Source organism: Tsukamurella soli, from assembly GCF_039541155.1.
GTDB lineage: Bacteria > Actinomycetota > Actinomycetes > Mycobacteriales > Mycobacteriaceae > Tsukamurella > Tsukamurella soli.
This window is the reverse complement of sequence record NZ_BAABFR010000002.1, coordinates 19,239-35,874: the sequence shown is the minus strand read 5'-3', so window position 1 is coordinate 35,874 and position 16,636 is coordinate 19,239. Positions and strand designations below refer to the sequence as shown.

General features: G+C 68.3%; 16 protein-coding genes and 4 tRNA genes. 8 read left to right on the top strand and 12 right to left on the bottom strand.

Going from position 1 to position 16,636, the window contains the following annotated elements:
• Positions 1-207: 207 nt before the first annotated feature.
• From ABD908_RS00930 to ABD908_RS00910, 5 genes are all read right to left on the bottom strand, one after another.
• Complete coding sequence (locus tag ABD908_RS00930; protein ID WP_344989580.1) at positions 208-1,377, bottom strand: TetR/AcrR family transcriptional regulator; 1,170 nt, start codon at positions 1,375-1,377, stop codon at positions 208-210.
• A gap of 864 nt (positions 1,378-2,241) precedes the next feature.
• A complete protein-coding gene (locus ABD908_RS00925) occupies positions 2,242-3,138 on the bottom strand; it encodes a hypothetical protein (protein ID WP_344989578.1) in 897 nt (298 codons plus the stop codon).
• Between the two features lie 23 nt (positions 3,139-3,161).
• A complete protein-coding gene (locus ABD908_RS00920; RefSeq protein ID WP_344989577.1) occupies positions 3,162-4,046 on the bottom strand; it encodes a 3-hydroxyacyl-CoA dehydrogenase NAD-binding domain-containing protein in 885 nt (294 codons plus the stop codon).
• Between the two features lie 800 nt (positions 4,047-4,846).
• The gene (locus tag ABD908_RS00915) at positions 4,847-5,035 is read right to left on the bottom strand and encodes a hypothetical protein (protein WP_344989575.1); all 189 of its coding nucleotides are present in this window, start codon (positions 5,033-5,035) and stop codon (positions 4,847-4,849) included.
• A gap of 221 nt (positions 5,036-5,256) precedes the next feature.
• Positions 5,257-5,784, bottom strand: coding sequence for a winged helix-turn-helix transcriptional regulator (locus ABD908_RS00910; RefSeq protein ID WP_344989572.1), 528 nt, complete (start codon positions 5,782-5,784; stop codon positions 5,257-5,259).
• A gap of 119 nt (positions 5,785-5,903) precedes the next feature.
• Between ABD908_RS00910 and ABD908_RS00905 the strand changes: the two genes are divergently transcribed.
• The 3 genes from ABD908_RS00905 to ABD908_RS27540 all read left to right on the top strand — a co-directional run bounded on the left by ABD908_RS00905 (position 5,904) and on the right by ABD908_RS27540 (position 7,054).
• Positions 5,904-6,398, top strand: a complete 495-nt coding sequence (locus ABD908_RS00905; protein WP_344989569.1) for a DUF302 domain-containing protein — start codon at positions 5,904-5,906, stop codon at positions 6,396-6,398.
• A gap of 99 nt (positions 6,399-6,497) precedes the next feature.
• A complete protein-coding gene (locus ABD908_RS00900; protein ID WP_385924787.1) occupies positions 6,498-6,887 on the top strand; it encodes a site-specific integrase in 390 nt (129 codons plus the stop codon).
• A complete protein-coding gene (locus tag ABD908_RS27540) occupies positions 6,812-7,054 on the top strand; it encodes a tyrosine-type recombinase/integrase (RefSeq protein WP_385922778.1) in 243 nt (80 codons plus the stop codon). The genes ABD908_RS00900 and ABD908_RS27540 overlap by 76 nt, the downstream gene beginning before the upstream one ends.
• 121 nt (positions 7,055-7,175) lie before the next feature.
• Here ABD908_RS27540 and ABD908_RS00895 read toward each other — a convergent pair.
• From ABD908_RS00895 to ABD908_RS00875, 5 genes are all read right to left on the bottom strand, one after another.
• A tRNA-Phe gene (locus ABD908_RS00895) sits at positions 7,176-7,249 on the bottom strand.
• A gap of 49 nt (positions 7,250-7,298) precedes the next feature.
• Positions 7,299-7,372, bottom strand: a tRNA-Asp gene (locus ABD908_RS00890).
• 26 nt (positions 7,373-7,398) lie between these two features.
• Positions 7,399-7,471: transfer RNA gene (locus ABD908_RS00885), tRNA-Glu, on the bottom strand.
• Between the two features lie 195 nt (positions 7,472-7,666).
• A tRNA-Lys gene (locus ABD908_RS00880) sits at positions 7,667-7,739 on the bottom strand.
• A 184-nt stretch (positions 7,740-7,923) separates the two neighbouring features.
• Entirely contained in the window at positions 7,924-8,319 is a 396-nt protein-coding gene (locus ABD908_RS00875; RefSeq protein WP_344989566.1) for a hypothetical protein, read from the bottom strand.
• 244 nt (positions 8,320-8,563) lie between these two features.
• On the opposite strand from ABD908_RS00875, the gene ABD908_RS00870 reads away from it, so the two are divergent.
• Positions 8,564-9,808, top strand: coding sequence for a glycosyltransferase (locus tag ABD908_RS00870; protein WP_344989565.1), 1,245 nt, complete (start codon positions 8,564-8,566; stop codon positions 9,806-9,808).
• Here the strand turns inward: ABD908_RS00870 and ABD908_RS00865 are convergent.
• Together ABD908_RS00865 and ABD908_RS00860 are read right to left on the bottom strand one after the other, a co-directional pair.
• Positions 9,705-10,373 (bottom strand): TetR/AcrR family transcriptional regulator, encoded by a 669-nt coding sequence (locus tag ABD908_RS00865; RefSeq protein WP_344989562.1) that lies wholly within the window; start codon positions 10,371-10,373, stop codon positions 9,705-9,707. The two genes, ABD908_RS00870 and ABD908_RS00865, sit on opposite strands and share 104 nt — an antisense overlap.
• The gene (locus ABD908_RS00860; protein WP_344989559.1) at positions 10,318-11,862 is read right to left on the bottom strand and encodes an MFS transporter; all 1,545 of its coding nucleotides are present in this window, start codon (positions 11,860-11,862) and stop codon (positions 10,318-10,320) included. The genes ABD908_RS00865 and ABD908_RS00860 overlap by 56 nt, the downstream gene beginning before the upstream one ends.
• A 619-nt stretch (positions 11,863-12,481) precedes the next feature.
• Here ABD908_RS00860 and ABD908_RS00855 point away from each other — a divergent pair.
• The 4 genes from ABD908_RS00855 to phoU all read left to right on the top strand — a co-directional run bounded on the left by ABD908_RS00855 (position 12,482) and on the right by phoU (position 16,635).
• Positions 12,482-13,474: an acyl-ACP desaturase gene (locus tag ABD908_RS00855; RefSeq protein ID WP_344989556.1), complete on the top strand. Its 993-nt coding sequence runs from the start codon at positions 12,482-12,484 to the stop codon at positions 13,472-13,474.
• Positions 13,475-13,603: 129 nt separating this feature from the next.
• The gene (locus ABD908_RS00850) at positions 13,604-14,587 is read left to right on the top strand and encodes an acyl-ACP desaturase (protein ID WP_344989554.1); all 984 of its coding nucleotides are present in this window, start codon (positions 13,604-13,606) and stop codon (positions 14,585-14,587) included.
• A 79-nt stretch (positions 14,588-14,666) separates the two neighbouring features.
• A complete protein-coding gene (gene dusB, locus ABD908_RS00845) occupies positions 14,667-15,854 on the top strand; it encodes a tRNA dihydrouridine synthase DusB (RefSeq protein ID WP_344989552.1) in 1,188 nt (395 codons plus the stop codon).
• A gap of 130 nt (positions 15,855-15,984) precedes the next feature.
• Positions 15,985-16,635, top strand: a complete 651-nt coding sequence (gene phoU, locus ABD908_RS00840) for a phosphate signaling complex protein PhoU (RefSeq protein ID WP_344989550.1) — start codon at positions 15,985-15,987, stop codon at positions 16,633-16,635.
• The last annotated feature ends 1 nt before the right edge of the window (position 16,636 follow it).

Here is a 16,636-nt window from a genome sequence, read left to right as displayed (position 1 = left end):
TATACTTATTTGACTAAATAGCTGGGTGCTTGCGGTATATAGCGTCGTATAAGGTAGATCTATCATTACTCTAGATTCACTTCGTGTCAAGGTCCACAGTCGGGGCCGCCGCGGAGGAGCTTCGTAACGGCGGGTCAGGACGGCGCCGATCGCAGCGGCGGCCGGAACGATCACCGGCGGCACCACTGGAAGTGGTCGAGTGGGACGTCAGGCGGACGGGCCGCCGGAGGGAGATCCGTCGAGCAGGATCGCGAGCACGAGATGCCGGAGGTTCTCCTGGAACGAGGCCCGTCGCGCGATCCGGTGATTGCGCTGCAGGTCCGAGACGAGGAACAGAGCGAGTTGCACGCGGACTCGTGCCGCCGGTTCACCGACGTGGGGCAGCGTCGCCTGGAGCAGGGCCACCCATTCGCCGACGTACTCCCGCTGGGCCCCCTTCGTGACCTCTTCGGTGTCGGTCTCGTCGGTCGGGTCCTCGAGCAGACCGACCCAGGACCGGGACAGCACGATGTACGACCCGACCACACGCGCCAGAGCCGCATCCGGGACCGCCGAGGTCGAGAGGGCCTGATCCAGCCCCAGCCACAGCGCGGTGATCGATCGATCGATCACCGCGCGCAGGAGATCCGCCTTGTTCGCGAAATAGGCGTACAGGTTCTGCCCGCTCACCTCGGCAACGGCACCGATATCGGCCATCGAGGTGTCCCGGAAGCCGCGTCGGCCGAACTGGTCGGCGGCGGCCGTCAGCAGCCGCTCACGCATCGACCGAGGGCGCAACAAGGGGCCGTGCGGCTCCTCCGCGTCCCCGGTCGGGATGAGCGCGGCGCTCGTGATCGCGTTCATCGCGGTGCGGACGCCGTCGAGCAGGACCGGAGCCGGCGCATGCATGGCACGCCGCCCAACGGAGGACAACAGCGACAGGAGCGCCCACTGGAGCAACTCCACCTGCCCCTCGTCGACCCCTGGGCACCGTCGACGGAGCGCGGGGGCGAAGGTACCCGCCCAGGACCGGATGCGGGTGCGCAGCTCCCTGCGCGCCTCCTCCGGTAGGTACCTGATCTCGCGGATCCACAGGTCCGACAGATACGGTCGATCGATCACGCGGGAGATCGCGTCCTCGACCACAGCTTCGAATTCGCCGTCCTCGATCGGGGTGTCGAGGTAGGTGAAGCTGTCGGCGACGACCCCGCTGAGCAACGCCGTCTTGTTATCGAAATGGCGGTACAGCGCCCCCGCCGTGATCCCGACGGCTTCTGCGATCTGCGCCATCGTGACGTTCGGGTAGCCGCGCGCTACGAACTTCTCCCGCGCAGCTATCACGATCTGCTGCTTGCGATCACGGGGGCGCCGGCTCCGCACGACCTTCTCGCCCTCCATCACACCCGCACCATGACGAGCCGCGTGACTGGGCGCGGATCGTCTCGGTCTCCGCCGCGATCGATGATCACGGCGTGCCGGGCGGGATCACTCGCATGATCCAGGTCATCCGGGCCGAGACGAGACCCAGGGACAACGCTCCGCCCTATCGCCCCGAGCGTGCAGTCGATGCTCTCCGTCGCCATTCCGAACTCCTTGGCCCCTGGGCTGTGAGGAACTACGCCCGCGTAGACCATCTCACGGGCCGCCGGACAGGTGTCGACTCGGACACCGTTCGCCACGTCCCCACCGGAGTCACCCGGCGACCGGCCGAATGAGGCTCGGACGTGACTTCTCTTCGTATACATCTATGCCCGTATTCCACTATCGGGGCGTCATACGGCATGCCCTCCGATTACATGTCGTTCGCTTGTCGGCTCACGTAGCGTCGGCTCACGTAGCGTCGGCTGCCGCTCGGTCGGCCGCGAACCACGAGCCGGCGCCTCGGGGCCGAGCTCGTGCGGCTCCGTCGGACGGGAGGGGTCCGGAGTGGGTGCGGCGGCCGCGACGGTCACGGGTTACGCATCGAGGGCGGGACCTGCTGGGAGTGGACTGAAACAGCCTGCGAATAGGTGTCACCGCGTCACGCGGCTCACCTCAGCCGACCCGCGCTGAGATATCACCCCGGGCCGGTTCTCGGCGACGTGGTCGACGGACGCCTGAGACTGAGCGACGTTCGGGTCGTCGATCCGGACCTCACCGCCGCCGGTAGTGAACATCGATGCGATGCGCCGGACCGGGGCACGGCCCCGAACACCGCGACGGGGCGGTGTGAGCAACGAGTCGAAGGTGTGGACGTAGCTAATGTGTGGCAATACTGCTGGTTCAGCTGATTCCGGCGATGCCGGACACGTGGGTGTCCAGGTCGGCCAGCAGCCGCTTACCGCGGCCGTCGCCCGAGCCGGGCAGCGGCACCGTGTAGACGTGCCCGGCCAGGTCCGAGACGTACACGGTGCGCGCCTCGATGTCGACGACCAGGCCGATGGCTTCCTCGAACCCGTCGGCGAGGATCTCCGGCTGCCCACCCCGTTCGCCCGAGGCGGGCAGGGGTGCCTGGTTGACCGTGTTGCCGTTCGGCGGCGCGCCACGATCGGTCCAGTAGAGATCGCCGTCGGCGATCTCCAGATCGATCGGTTCAGGCAGATGATCCCAGAGGACCTCGATGTCGCTGCGTGTCCGCGGGGTCTCCCCTGCCGCGAGCCCTACCGGCGCCCGCAGGATCCTCCCGACACCGCCCTTCGCCGGGCCCTTCTGCGTCCAGTACAGGTAGTTCCCGGCGGGGTCGACGGTCACGCCCACGCACTGGTTCTCGATGCCGGGTTCGTTGACCACGAGGTCCTGGCGGTCGGTGCCGTCAAGGCGAGCGCGGCTGACCCGGTGCCCCTCGCGGTCACCCCAGTAGAGCCAGTCGCCGTGCAGGGTGAGCTGCTTGCCGGTGGTGATGTCGCCGGGCGCGGTGAGGTCGCGGCGGTCGGTGCCGTCGATGTTGATCGCGTGGACGCCGCCGTTGCGGGCGCTGTAGTCCAGCGCGGCCTCACCGGTCTGCTTCGGGTCATAGGTGGGCCTGCCCATAGTCGTCCAGTACGCGACCCCGCCGGCGATCTGCAGCCCGTCCGGGGAGGCGCCGGTATCGGCGTAGACCTGCTCGATCTCGCCTGTGGCGATGTCGACGGTGAAGATGCTGTCGGTCGAGATGCCCAAGGCGACCAGCTTGCGGTACATGTCCACTCCTCCCGATGGTGCGGCTAGTCCTGGCCCTGCGCTTGGGCGTCGCTGGCGGCGAGCGCTTCGGTGATGGCGCGGGTTCGGCGGTCGCGGCGCCGCACGTTCGCCTCGTACGCTTCCGGACCAGCCCCGAATGTCGTGTCCACCGCTTCGAGCACCGGGCCGTACGCGGCCGGATCGGGTTCGCCGAGCGAATAGTTCATCTCCGCTCCGACATTCTGCAGCAGGTGCAGCATCCCGTCGGGGCCTCCGCCGAGCTGCATGCTCTCGAACGGGCCGATCGTCGCCCACCGGATACCGAGGGATGCCTTGACCAGTTCATCGAGGTCGCCGGGGCTGATCACACCCTGCTGCACCAGATAGATGGCCTGGTTGTTGAAAGCTCGCTGCAATCGGTTGCCGACGAAGCCGGGGATCTCCTTCTTCAGCCGGATCGGCAGTCTGCCCAGCGACCGGTACACCTCGACGGCTCTGTCGACGATGGCGGGGGCGGTCGCGGCTGAGGGGACCACCTCGACCAGCGGGATCAGTTGCGGCGGGTTGAACGGGTGACCGATCAGGATCCGGTCGGCAGCAGGGTTGCCCTCGGAGAACGACGACGCCAGCAGCGACGACGACGATGACGCGAGGACGACACCGTCGCCGGTCACCGCCGCGAGCGTGGCGAATATCTGCTTCTTGAGCTCGGGACGTTCGGGGCCGTTCTCTTGGACGAAGTCCGCACCCCGCGCGGCCTCGGCGAGATCGCCGAACGCCGTCACCGGCAGACCGGCGAGTTCACTGTCAACGATCTCCTCCAGGTCGGGCCGAGGATCGCTGACCCGCACCTGCCACCCTGCCTCCGCGAACAGCCGCGCCCAAGACAAACCGATGACGCCCGCACCGACGATCGCAGCTGTCGACATGTCCGAACCCCCCATTCCCTCGAGAAGACCTGCACCGCTACCGGCAGGTAGCTTTCGCCACCCTACTTCGGCACCACCCGCGAGATCCGGCACTTGCATGAACGTCGCGCGCCGGACTGCCCGATTCGACGACACTCCGTGAGGGTTGTTCTCCATTGACTTTTCGAGGCCGATTTGCGGAGGCACCAACGGGGCTCGACACGCCCTCCGTACGAAGGTCTGTGTTCAGAGCACTTTTCGGGTGGGGCGGGACGGTCGTGGGGGTGCGCCACTGTGGCGAGCGCAAACCGCGCGGATCCGCCGAGGAGACCGCAAGTGACGGCCCTACCGACCGACCTCATCACCCGCCCTGCGACCGGCCGCCGACTCGGCGGTCTCGGTACCGCGACGTTCCGCGGCTTGTCGACCTGGGCGAGCTGGACGCCCACCCGTCGGCTCCCGCGTACTGGTGTCGGACAGCAGCGTCGGCGCGCGCCTGGAACGCTGCCGTATCGTTCCGACTCGGGTCGCCTGACGAGCCCCGAAGCTGGGTTATAGGCCACAACACGGGCCCGGAGAGCGTCCTCTAGAACGAGAAAACCCGCTGTCACCAGCGGTTTTTCTAGGTGGCCAGAGCCGGGGTCGAGCCCGCAACCTTCCGCTTTTGGGTTGGGTTGAGAGCTTTCGACACGCCGTGATGGTCACTGATCCTGCTGCCCCACAAGACACTCGTGCTGATTACCAGACCGAAAGATTCCGTTGCTTTTCGGCGTGTCGCGGGCACAAATGTCGAATGTCCGATAACTCACGGGCGATCCGCGCTACGCCGCGGCCGCGCGCCGACGGGCGTCGAGCACCCCGGCGCGCACGTAGATCGTGACCTCGATCGCCGCCAGCACGGCGAGGAACAGCCACGCCCACACCGGCACGCCGACCAGAAGGAACACCATGGCGACCAGCGGCAGGATCCCGTAGCTGAGGGGCGGCCGGCGCGGCGTCTTCGTCGTCATGCCGCCATGATGCACCCGCACTCTGACAAGTACCGCTTTCAGAACTGCGTCCGACCGTTTCCCCAGTTCGCCGGTTCGCACCCAGCCTCGCTTACCTGGGTGTTGTCCCCACGCCCCGCAGCGGGCATGACGGCTTGTGCGTCACCTCTACGTCACATCGGGCTATCACGTCGCGAGCATTTCAGTACGTCCGTGCCAGTTAGTTCCGAGCGTGAACCTGCCTACACCCGCGGAATCGGTTCGAGCAGCCGGCGCGGTCGGCGAAACGCCGTGCTGACCGGGTCGTCGCGCAGGACACGCTCGCGTGGCCGGCGTGGCGGATCCACGAGGAGATCGGCGACGTCGGGCAGCTGTCCGCACGACATGCATCTCCGGTCCGGTCCGATGGCGCCACCGCAGTCGGCGTGCCGGTAGCTCCGCCGTTGCAGCTGTTCGACGTAGTACTCGTCGCCCCAGCCGGCCAGCGACCAGAGTATCGGCCAGAGCCGAAGGCCCTTCTCAGTCAACACGTACTCATCGCGGCCTCGGCCACCCTCCGCCTTTACCAGCACCCCTTCGCCGATGAGCAGTGAAAGCCGTTCGGAAAGCACCGCTTTGGGAATACCCAAGTGAGCACAAAAGTCGCTGAATCTGCGGACGCCGTAGAAGGCGTCGCGCACGACCAACAGCGTCCACCGCTCACCGACGATCTCCAACGACCGCGCGATGGGACAACTCTCGGCGACGTATTCACGAGGCAGGGCCACCACCGGATCGTACCCTTGCGGGTTCGTTGACCGAACCATAGACTCGGGCCTCGGAGAGTTCGGTCACTGAACCATAGGAGTCGGATCGGATGACAGTCGGCTATCACCGCCAGCAGCACACCATGACCCGCATCGACATCGACACCGGCGTTCCTTTTGCGCAATTCATCGACGCGCTGGATGAGGCCGCGCCGCCGTCCGACCCGGCGACGCTGGCACGCGTCGTCGAGTCCGGGGGCGACTGGGACGACGTGCGGGCGGCCGTGGCGGAGAACGCGCCGAACGGTCTGATCAGGTACCACAGGATCGACGCCAGCGGATTCCTCGGCCTCGCCGGGCATCACACCCGGGCGATCGAGTACCTGATCGGCAACGCCGTCATTGCCGAGTCGATGTTCCGTCACGACCCCAGGGCCATGTTGTACGCGCCGCTGCGCATGCTGGTCTACAGCGACAGCGACGGCAACGCTGTGTTCACCATGGACCAGCCGGGTCCGGCGTTCGGCAGTCTTGGACCGGCCGAGGTGGCCGCCGTCGGCAAGGATCTCGACCGCAAGGTGGTGAATCTGCTCCGCATCGTCGGCGTGGACGTCGGACCGGCCTTCGACCAACTGTGAAGATGGGGTAACCACCATCCGCGTGGGTGCTGTTCTTCAGGTCGCGCCGGTGGTGGGCTGGTGTCGACGTGCTCCGAGCCTGACCCTTCGACTAATGGGTTGCTGGCGGTCTACGGGTTCCGCCGCGGGGAGATCCTCGCGCTCGGCTGGGATGCCGTCGACTTCGACGCGAACACCATCGGGATCTGCGCGTCGCGGCTCGCGGTATCGGGTGGCAGTGAGACCGGTGCTACGAAGACGAAGACGAGCACCCGGACCCTGCCGACGCCAGCCGACCTGGCTCGCGCATCGAAGGCCGAGCGGAAGCGTCATCGCGAGATGCAGTTGCAACTGGGAACGCTGTGGCCGAACTCCGGTCTCGTCGTCGTCGACGCGCTCGGGAATCCTCCGCACCCGGACACGCTCACTCACGCGTGGCGCGACGCCCTCGTCGATGCGGACCTCCCCACCTCAGACTGCACGACGCACGGCATTCCTGCGCGACGTTGATGCACATGCGAGGGGTCCCGGTCGCGGTCATCGCGGCGTGGTTGGGACACCAGGACGCGGGCTTCACCCTCCGCACCTACGCGCACTCGACCAACGACGCCCTCACCGACGCCGCGGCGGTGCTCAACGCCATCACGACGGCGAAGCCCAAGAAGAGCGCGCGGTGACCCGGCCGTGGGTCACCGGACCGGGTTCGCACCGGGTCAACGGAGCCGAATCCGAAGTGAATGGGTCAACGGCGTCGGGCCCGGAAACAAGAAAACCCCCTGCTACCAGGGGGGTTCATTGTGGCCAGAGCCGGGATCGAACCGGCGACCTTCCGCTTTTCAGGCGGACGCTCGTACCAACTGAGCTACCTGGCCGAACGGTGCCGGCTGTGCCGTAACCGCCGAGTCCTACGACTCGGATTTGCGACCCTGACGGGACTCGAACCCGCGACCTCCGCCGTGACAGGGCGGCGCGCTAACCAACTGCGCCACAGGGCCATATGTAATTATCACGTCTTGCGACGTACCCCCTACGGGATTCGAACCCGCGCTACCGCCTTGAAAGGGCGGCGTCCTAGGCCACTAAACGAAGGGGGCTTGCGAGCACGACCTGGGCCGTTCCCCGCACCGCTTCCGCGTTCCGTTGGGAGCTGGGATAGCTTATGCCACGCCCGTCCGAGTTCCCAAATCGCCAGGTCAGGACCCAAAACCGAGCCAGCAACGTGGCTATCTCGGCTACGCGCTCGCCGAGGGGACGCCGTGGCCGCCGCCGCGGCGGCGGCCACCTACCCGTGCCCCCCGTGGGACTCGAACCCACAACCTACGGATTAAAAGTCCGCAGCTCTGCCAATTGAGCTAGAGGGGCAGCCCACGAAGGGTACCAAGACCGATCTCGTCAGCTGCCTGAGTGCCGCGAGGTCGTCGCCGCTCAGCGAGACGGTGATCGGGTCACCGTCGGTCGGCGTCATCGAGTTCGGCGCAGGTGGTGGATCGTCGGTGAAGCTTCTGCCACCGACGATCCTGCCACCGGCCCGGGCGGACAGGGGCGATCAGTCGTCGCTGCTGCACGACGCGATCGCGAAGCGACCCGTCGCCGTCTTCGTCCCGATCACCGTGCCGTCGACGCTCACCGTGCACCCGGCGAAGTAGCCGCCGGTCTGTATCGACCCGACGACCGGCTGGTACGTCGAGCGAGATGTGAACGACTCTGTGCCCCAGTACCTCCCGTTCGATGCGACCCGCGGGAGGTTGGCGCTCTCGAGCTGCGAGATGTCACCGTCGGCGTTGAACCACGTGAGACCGTTGCCGCCCGGCACGTCCGAGTAGAAGGTGTAGACGACGGTGTCGCCCACGGTGGGATCGTCGGTCGACGCGTAGGACGGCGCCGCGCCACACAGGCCGGCGAGCAGAGCGACGGCGATGGCCGTGATGCGGAAGATGTTCATGATCCTGCTCCAAGATTGTGGTGCCGAAAGGGGGACGACGAGGGGAGCCGGACGGGCCGGCATCCGCCCGGCTCCCTTCGTCTGCGAGAAGTGTGCAGCCACCCTCTGACAGGTTCTTCGCACCGAAATGCCGGGCGAGGAACGACATCGATGTAATTCTCGGTCCCCAGTGTTGGCCGGATCGACCCGCGCCGTTCACCCCGCCGCTCGCGTGCGGGCGTCCGCGCACGCTTGCCTGGCGACCATGCATATCGTGCAGCTGGCCAACTTCTACGGCCCGCGCTCCGGCGGGCTCCGCACCGCCGTCGATCAGCTCGGCGCCGGCTACGTCGCGCACGGGCACCGCGTCACGCTGGTGGTGGCGGGCACGGCGCACGACAGCGACACGCTCGACACGGGCGTGCACCGCATCGTCGTCCCCGGCCGACGCTTCTTCGCGCTCGAGGGCTACCGCGCCGCGAACGCGATCGGGATCCGCCGCCTGCTCCCCCGCCTGACCCCCGACAGCCTCGAGGTCTCGGACCGACTCACGCTGCGCGGGATGGGCCCGTGGGCCAAGGCTCGGGGGATCGGCTCGATCATGATCAGCCACGAGCGCCTCGACCGGATGATCGAGTTGGGCGCACCGAAGGTATTGGCGCACTGGGCATCTGATGTCGCCAACCTCGGCACGGCGCGCAGCTACGACACCGTCGTCGCCGCCACCGCGTTCGCCGGCGAGGAGTTCGCCCGCGTGCGGGCACCCAACGTCGAGACGGTGCCGCTCGGCGTCGACCTCACCACGTTCCGCCCCGACCGGGCCGACCCCACGATCCGCGCACGCTGGGCCGAGGGCGCCGACGTGCTGCTGGTGCAGTCGTGCCGGCTGTCGATGGAGAAGCAGCCCGCGCGCGGCATCGAGGTACTGCGCGCCCTGGGCGCCGACGGTGTCCGGGCTCGCCTCGTCGTGGCCGGTGACGGCGCGATGGCCGAGGAGCTGCACCGCCAGGCGGACGGGCTGCCCGTCACCTTCACCGGCTACCTCGCCGACCGCGAGGCCCTCGCCGGGCTGCTCGCCAGCGCCGACGTGGCGATCTGCCCCGGACCGCACGAGACGTTCGGTCTGTCGGCGATGGAGGCGCTGGCGTCGGGCACCCCGATCGTGGTGTCCCGCAACAGCGCCCTGGCCACCGTCGCCGCGCCCGACTGCGGCCTCCCCGCGGCCGACACCGGCGCCGCATTCGCCGCCGCTGTCTGCGCCCTACTGCGGCGTGGTGGCTACCGGGAGCCCGCCCGCGCTCGCGCCGAGGAATTCACCTGGGACCGCGCGGTCGAACGGATGCTGGAGCTGCACACCGCCACCGCGGAGCGGCGACGGTTCCTGCGCGCCCGAGACGCCCCCGGTCCTATCGTCCTGAGTCCGCGGACGAGAACGGGGACGCCGACGGCGACGCAGACAGGCCGCCGTCGAACAGAGCCGCCAGCCGCCGCATCCCGTCCGGGTTCATGACGGAGCCCGGATCCAACAGCGAGCCCCCTCCGCGGGCCAGACTCATGGCCGCGCCCACAACGGCTCCGACGATCGCGCGCACGGCATCGGGATCGACGGGCCCCGTCGCGTTCTCGAGGACCGAGCGTTCCATCGCAGCGGCCGTCTGCTCGATCTCCTTGGCCTGGGCTGCTCGCAACGAAGGCGAGGACCCGAGCAGGCGGGCACGGTCGAGCTCGGTGGAGCGGGCTTCGTCGTCGAGCTCATCGAACAGATCGGCCCCGCGACGAAGGATCTGCGCGGCCAGGTTCTTCGCGGGATCGAGCGGGCCGATGTTGGCGAGGAACACGGCGTCGTAGTCGTCCTCGACGACGAGGGCCTCCTTCGTGGGGAAGTAGCGGAAGAAGGTGGCCGGCGAGACCTCGGCGGCGGCGGCGATCTGCGCGACCGTGGTCTCGTCGTAACCCTGCTCCCGGAACAGCTCGTACGCCACCTTGCGCAGGGTCACCCGCGTCCGGAGCTTCTTGCGCTCACGCAGTCCGAGCGGCTTCGTCGTGCTCACCTGCTTCGGCGTCTGCTGGGCCACGTGCCGATTGTGCCGGAATCAGCAGGCAGAGTGCCACCAGGACGACCGACACGCCGCAGCCGACGAGAGCCGACATCGCGAGCCCGTGTTGGTAGGCGCCGACTATCCCGGCGACGCTGTCGGGCGCGACGCGGCGCGCGCTCGTGGTCCCGGCGACGACCCCACCCTGCGCGGCGGCGCGCACGGACGCCGGCATGGTCACGCCCACCAGGCGGGCCCCGTACGCCGCCGCGACCGCCGAACCGAGGACCGCCACGCCGAGCGCGCTCGCGATCTGCCGGATCGCCTGCAGCAGAGCCGATCCCGACCCAGCATCCGAATCGTCGAGGTCCATCGTCGCCATCGCCATCGCCATCGGGATCACGCCGCCGAGGCCGAGCCCCAGCAGCACCGACATGATCGCGTACACGCCGTACGAGCCGTCCGCCACGACCGCCTGCACCCCGCACGCGGCGAGCAGCAGGACACACGAGGCCATGGCCACCGTCCGGCGCCCCAACCGGCGCCCGGCCATGTCACTGATCCGCGTGCCGACGATCAGCGCGCCGACGATCGGCAGCAGGCGCAGCCCCACCCCGAGCGCGTCGGCATCGAACGCCGCCGAGAACTCCTGGGAGAGCTGGAATGTGGCACCCGACAGCAGCAGCATGGTCGCGGACGCGAGGACGGTGCCGGCGAGGAACCCGCGCCGGCGCAGTAGTTCCAGCCGAACCAGGGGGTGCGGGGTGGTGAGCTGCCGCCACACGAAGAGCACAAGGAGGGCGACCGCCACGGCGAGCCATCCGACGAATCGCGCGGACGTCCAGCCCCGCTCTCCCGCCTCGGTGAACGCGTACACGAGCGACCCGAATCCGACCACTGACAGCGCCACTCCCGGGATGTCGAGGCGGGCGCCGGGCACGACGGTGCCGCGACTGTCCGGGACCATGAGCCACACGGCGACGGCCCCGACGGCGGCGACGGGCACGTTGATCAGGAAGACGGATCCCCACCAGAAGTGGCGCAACAGCAGCCCGCCCAGGATGGGCCCGAGCGGCAACCCGAGCGCGGACGACGCCATCCACACACCCATCGCGCGCTGCCGCTCGTGCGGGTCCGGGAACAGCCCGGGCAGCACCGCCATCGACAGCGGCATGGCCGCGGCGGCGCACAGACCGAGCAGCGCCCGCCCCACGACCAGCATCGCCGCGCTGCCACTGAAGGCGCACAGCGCGGACGCGGCACCGAATCCGAGGAGCGACAGCGCCAGCAGCCGGGACCGGCCGAGCCGGTCCCCCAGAGCTCCGAACGGGACCATGAACGCACCCAGCACCAGGGGATACACGGTGGTCACCCACTGCAGCTGGCTCGTCGTGGCGCCGAGTTCCCGCGACAGCGACGGCAGCGCCACCGTCAGCACCATCGCATCGAGACCGATCACCAACATCGCCAGGGCCAGCACTCCGAGAGCCGCCCACGGCGACCGGGCTCGGGTTGTCGAGATAGACATGACACCACCTCTTTTATGAGAGTTTGTATCTATTGATATCATCTCTCATTACCGCTGGGTGTCAACCCTCGATCCGACATGGTGGATGCGAACGTGACAGACACCACACTTCGGTCGCCCCGACCGGGGAGGAGGTCACGGGGAACGGCCGCCGCCGGGCCGCGACCGGCCGTGGACCGGCCTGCGGAACGGAGCCCCACGTCGTCGACCGATCGGCGTCAGGTGACCCGGGGAGCCGGACGAGGTCGGGCAGCGTGAACGGCAGGAACGACGGGAACGGCGGGTCGTTCCACGCCCGAAGGTGCGCCGCGACTCCGGATCTCGGCGAGGGGGGCGCGGCATCCGCGGATCGCCCCCACGTGGCGGGTACGTCGAGTGGTCGGCGTCACGCACAACGACGTCCAGCATTCGAGCGATGGTGAGACGAACCTCATACCGCCGATCGGTAACGAACAGATGACCGCTCGACGAAGGCCAGGAGACACGTGCATCCCGACGGCGCCCGCCGCCGAACGAGTCGCATTCGCGACATTCGCAGCATCTGGGAATAAAGCAGGGGTGATCCGGTAAGGATCACCTAGTAGCATCGGGAGGCGACCAATCGCGCGACGGAGGATAAATGCAGCGAACATTGACCCAGCTCGAGATCTTGAGCGAGTTGTCCGGTGTCGCGGAAGCCAACGTCAACCGTCACCTGTCGATGGCGAAGGACTGGAACCCGCACGACTACGTGCCGTGGGACGAGGGGCGCAACTTCGCCACCCTGGGCGGACAGGACTACGACCCGTCCCAGAGTCGGCTGTCCGACGTCGCACGCGCGGCGATGATCACAAACCTCCTCACCGAGGACAACCTCCCCAGCTACCACCGTGAGATCTCCGAGAACTTCTCCATGGATCACGCCTGGGGCCACTGGGTCGGGCGCTGGACGGCCGAGGAGAACCGGCACGGCATCGTCATGCGGGACTACCTGACGGTGACGCGGGCCGTCGACCCCGTGCAGCTCGAAGAGTTCCGGATGATCCACATGGGCAACGGCGTGACCTCCGAGGGCCACGTCGGCGAGCGGATCGGCGACCAGGAGGTCGATCCGTACGCGCGCAGCCTGCTGCATGTCGTCGCATACGTCACCTTCCAGGAGCTGGCGACCCGGGTCAGCCACCGCAACACCGGCAAGGCGTGCAACGACCCCATCGCCGACAAGATGCTGCAGCGCATCGCCGCCGACGAGAACCTGCACATGATCTTCTACCGCAACATCTGCCAGGCGGCGATCGACCTCGCACCCGACCAGGCTCTGCGCGCGATCGCGGACATCCTGCTCAACTTCCAGATGCCCGGCCTCGGCATGCCGGACTTCCGACGCAACGGCGTCCTGATGGCAAAGCACGGCATCTACGACCTGCGCCAGCACCGCGAGGAGGTCGTTATGCCCGTCCTCAAGAAGTGGAAGATCTTCGACCGCAACGACTTCGGCCCCGACGGTGAGAAGGCCCGCGAGGAGCTCGCCGTGTTCGTCGAGGAGCTCGACCACCAGGCGACCCGGTTCGAGGAGATGCGCGACCGCTCCCTGGCCCGCGAGGCCAAGAAGCGCGCCGCGGCGGCCTCCTGAGACCCGCGCACACCCTGTGACCAGGCCCGCGACACGCGCGGGCCCGGTCACAGCTGTTTGAGACGGTTTCGCGAGTCGCGTACCGTGTCCAGATACGACCGAATGGCGTCAAGCATGTCCGGAGGAAGAATGACGACCCGTCACCTGACCCAACTCGAGCTGCTCCAGGAGCTGTCCGGGGTGGCCGAGAAGGAAGTCGACCGACACCTCTCGATGGCCAAGGACTGGAGCCCCCACGACTACATCCCGTGGGAGGACGGCAAGAACTTCGCAGCCCTCGGTGGCACCGACTACGACCCCGAGCAGAGCCGGCTCGGCGAGGTCGCCAAGGCCGCGATGATCACCAATCTGCTCACCGAGGACAACCTCCCGACGTACCACCGGGAGATCGCCGACAACTTCTCCATGGACCACGCGTGGGGCCACTGGGTCGGCCGCTGGACCTCCGAGGAGAACCGGCACGGCATCGTCATGCGCGACTATCTCGTGGTGACGCGCGGCGTGGATCCGGTGAAGCTCGAAGAGGCTCGCATGATCCACATGACCAACGGCTGGAACCCGCAGGGCAAGGTCGCGGAGCACACCGACGAGCCGATGAACATGCTGCACTCCGTCGCGTACGTGACGTTCCAGGAGCTGGCGACCCGCGTCAGCCACCGCAACACCGGCAAGGCGTGCAACGACCCCATCGCCGACAAGATGCTGCAGCGCATCGCCGCCGACGAGAACCTGCACATGATCTTCTACCGGAACATCAGCGCAGCCGGCCTGGACCTGGTCCCCGACCAGGCGATCCGGGCGATCACCGACACGATCATGAACTTCGAGATGCCTGGCGCCGGGATGCCTGATTTCCGCCGGAACGGCGTCCTGATGGCCAAGCACGGCATCTACGACCTGCGCCAGCACCGCGAGGAGGTCGTCATGCCCGTCCTCAAGAAGTGGAAGATCTTCGAGCGCGACGACTTCGGCCCCGAGGGCCAGAAGACCCGCGAGGAGCTCGCCGTGTTCCTCGAGGAACTCGACCAGCAGGCGACCCGATTCGAAGAGATGCGCGACCGCTCCCTGGCCCGCGAGGCCAAGAAGCGCGAGATGGCCGCCGCCAGCGCCTGACCCTGCGCCGATGAGCACCGACACCTCCTGATATCTCCGCGATATCAGGAGGTGAGTGCGTTGGAAGGAAGATGATCACGTGACCACCGAGACCACGACGCGGCCCCGCGTGCGGATCGGCCCGTTCGAGCTGGCCAGCCCCGTCGTGCTCGCGCCGATGGCCGGTGTCACCAACGTCGCCTTCCGCACCCTGTGCCGGGAGCTCGAGCTCCAGCGCTCCGGCACCGTCGCCGGCCTGTACGTGTGCGAGATGGTGACCGCGCGCGCCCTCGTCGAACGCCACCCCGTCACCATGCACATGACCACGTTCGGTCCCGACGAGAACCCGCGCTCGCTGCAGCTGTACACCGTGGACCCCGAGTACACCTACGCGGCGGCGCGGATGATCGCCGACGAGGGCCTCGCCGACCACCTCGACATGAACTTCGGCTGCCCCGTCCCCAAGGTCACCCGGCGCGGCGGCGGGTCGGCGCTGCCCTACAAGCGCAACCTGTTCGCGCGCATCGTCGACGCCGCCGTCCGCGGCGTCGCGGGCACGGACATACCGGTCACCGTCAAGTTCCGCGTCGGCATCGACGACGAACACCACACCCACCTCGACGCCGGCCGGATCGCGGCCGAGCGGGGGGCCGTCGCCGTCGCCCTGCACGCCCGCACAGCCGCCCAGCGCTATTCCGGCCAGGCCGACTGGGGCGAGATCGCGCGGCTCAAGGACCACATGCACGACCGGTTCGGCGACGCGATCCCCGTCCTCGGCAACGGCGACATCTTCTCGGCCGACGACGCCGTGGCGATGATGGACCGCACCGGCTGCGACGGCGTGGTGATCGGCCGCGGCTGCCTGGGCCGGCCGTGGCTGTTCTCCGAGCTGTCCGCAGCGCTGAGTGGCACCCCGATCCCCACTCCCCCGGACCTCGGGGAGGTGGCCGCGATCATGTACCGGCACGGCGAGCTGCTCGCGGCACACCACGGCGAGGACAAGGGCATGCGGGAGATCCGCAAGCACGTCGCCTGGTACATGCGCGGCTTCCCGGCCGGCTCGGATCTGCGGGTCGAGCTGGCCCGGGTCGAGCGGCTGGCGCAGCTGCGGCAGCTGCTCGACACCCTGGACCCGACGGTGCCGTTCCCGCCCGACGCCGAGGGCCCGCGCGGTCGGCAGGGCACCCCCGGCAAGGTGGTGCTCCCCGAGGGCTGGCTCGACGACCCGTACGACGACGCCTCACCCGACGCCGACGCCGAGGCGGGCCTGCCGCACTCCGGCGGGTAGCCACCGGCGAGCGGGACCACCCACCGTGCGCGCGACCCGCCGAACCGGGCATACGCGCAGTTCATCCGATGTTCACCGGGTGGGGTCGGCGGTGGCGGGGGCCACATCACCACGCGGATATACTCCGCACATGCGTACCGCGTACATCCAGCAGATGGGTGCCTTCAACGACACATTGGGCGATATCTGCGGGCGTTCCGGCGTCGCGATGGAGAAGGCCACCAACGCGCTGCTGCAGGCCGACCTCGCGATCGCGGAAGAGGTCATCACCGAGCACGACGAGATCCGGAAGCTCTCGAAGCGCGCAGAGGAGGAGGCCTTCACTCTCCTCGCCCTGCAGGCCCCCGTCGCCGGCGACCTGCGCGTGGTGGTGTCCGGCTTCCAGATCGTCGCCGACGTCGACCGCATGGGGGCGCTGGCCCTGCACGTCGCGAAGGTGGCCCGGCGCCGGCACCCGAAGCGGGCCCTGCCCGAGGAGGTCAACGGGTACTTCGCCGAAATGGGCAGGCTCGCCGTCGAACTCGCCTACTCCGCCCGTGAGGTCCTGCTGACCCAGGACCCGCACCAGGCCGCGGAGATCGAGGAGCAGGACGACGCGATGGACGACCTGCACCGGCACCTGTTCACGGTACTGATGGACCGCGATTGGAAGCACGGCGTCGCAGCCGCCGTCGACGTCACCCTGCTCGGGCGCTACTACGAGCGGTTCGCCGACCACGCCGTCGCGGTGGGACGCCGCGTGGTGTTCCAGTCGACCGGCGTCGTGCCCGACGAGAACTGAG

What these genes read in the sequence shown, in the direction of transcription:
- ABD908_RS00930 (WP_344989580.1), bottom strand. Translation starts at nt 1,377, where the DNA reads ATGGAGGGCGAGAAGGTCGTGCGGAGCCGGCGCCCCCGTGATCGCAAG.
- ABD908_RS00925 (WP_344989578.1), bottom strand. Translation starts at nt 3,138, where the DNA reads ATGTACCGCAAGCTGGTCGCCTTGGGCATCTCGACCGACAGCATCTTC.
- ABD908_RS00920 (WP_344989577.1), bottom strand. Translation starts at nt 4,046, where the DNA reads ATGTCGACAGCTGCGATCGTCGGTGCGGGCGTCATCGGTTTGTCTTGG.
- ABD908_RS00915 (WP_344989575.1), bottom strand. Translation starts at nt 5,035, where the DNA reads ATGACGACGAAGACGCCGCGCCGGCCGCCCCTCAGCTACGGGATCCTG.
- ABD908_RS00905 (WP_344989569.1), top strand. Translation starts at nt 5,904, where the DNA reads ATGACCCGCATCGACATCGACACCGGCGTTCCTTTTGCGCAATTCATC.
- ABD908_RS00875 (WP_344989566.1), bottom strand. Translation starts at nt 8,319, where the DNA reads ATGAACATCTTCCGCATCACGGCCATCGCCGTCGCTCTGCTCGCCGGC.
- ABD908_RS00870 (WP_344989565.1), top strand. Translation starts at nt 8,564, where the DNA reads ATGCATATCGTGCAGCTGGCCAACTTCTACGGCCCGCGCTCCGGCGGG.
- ABD908_RS00860 (WP_344989559.1), bottom strand. Translation starts at nt 11,862, where the DNA reads ATGTCTATCTCGACAACCCGAGCCCGGTCGCCGTGGGCGGCTCTCGGA.
- ABD908_RS00855 (WP_344989556.1), top strand. Translation starts at nt 12,482, where the DNA reads ATGCAGCGAACATTGACCCAGCTCGAGATCTTGAGCGAGTTGTCCGGT.
- ABD908_RS00850 (WP_344989554.1), top strand. Translation starts at nt 13,604, where the DNA reads ATGACGACCCGTCACCTGACCCAACTCGAGCTGCTCCAGGAGCTGTCC.
- phoU (WP_344989550.1), top strand. Translation starts at nt 15,985, where the DNA reads ATGCGTACCGCGTACATCCAGCAGATGGGTGCCTTCAACGACACATTG.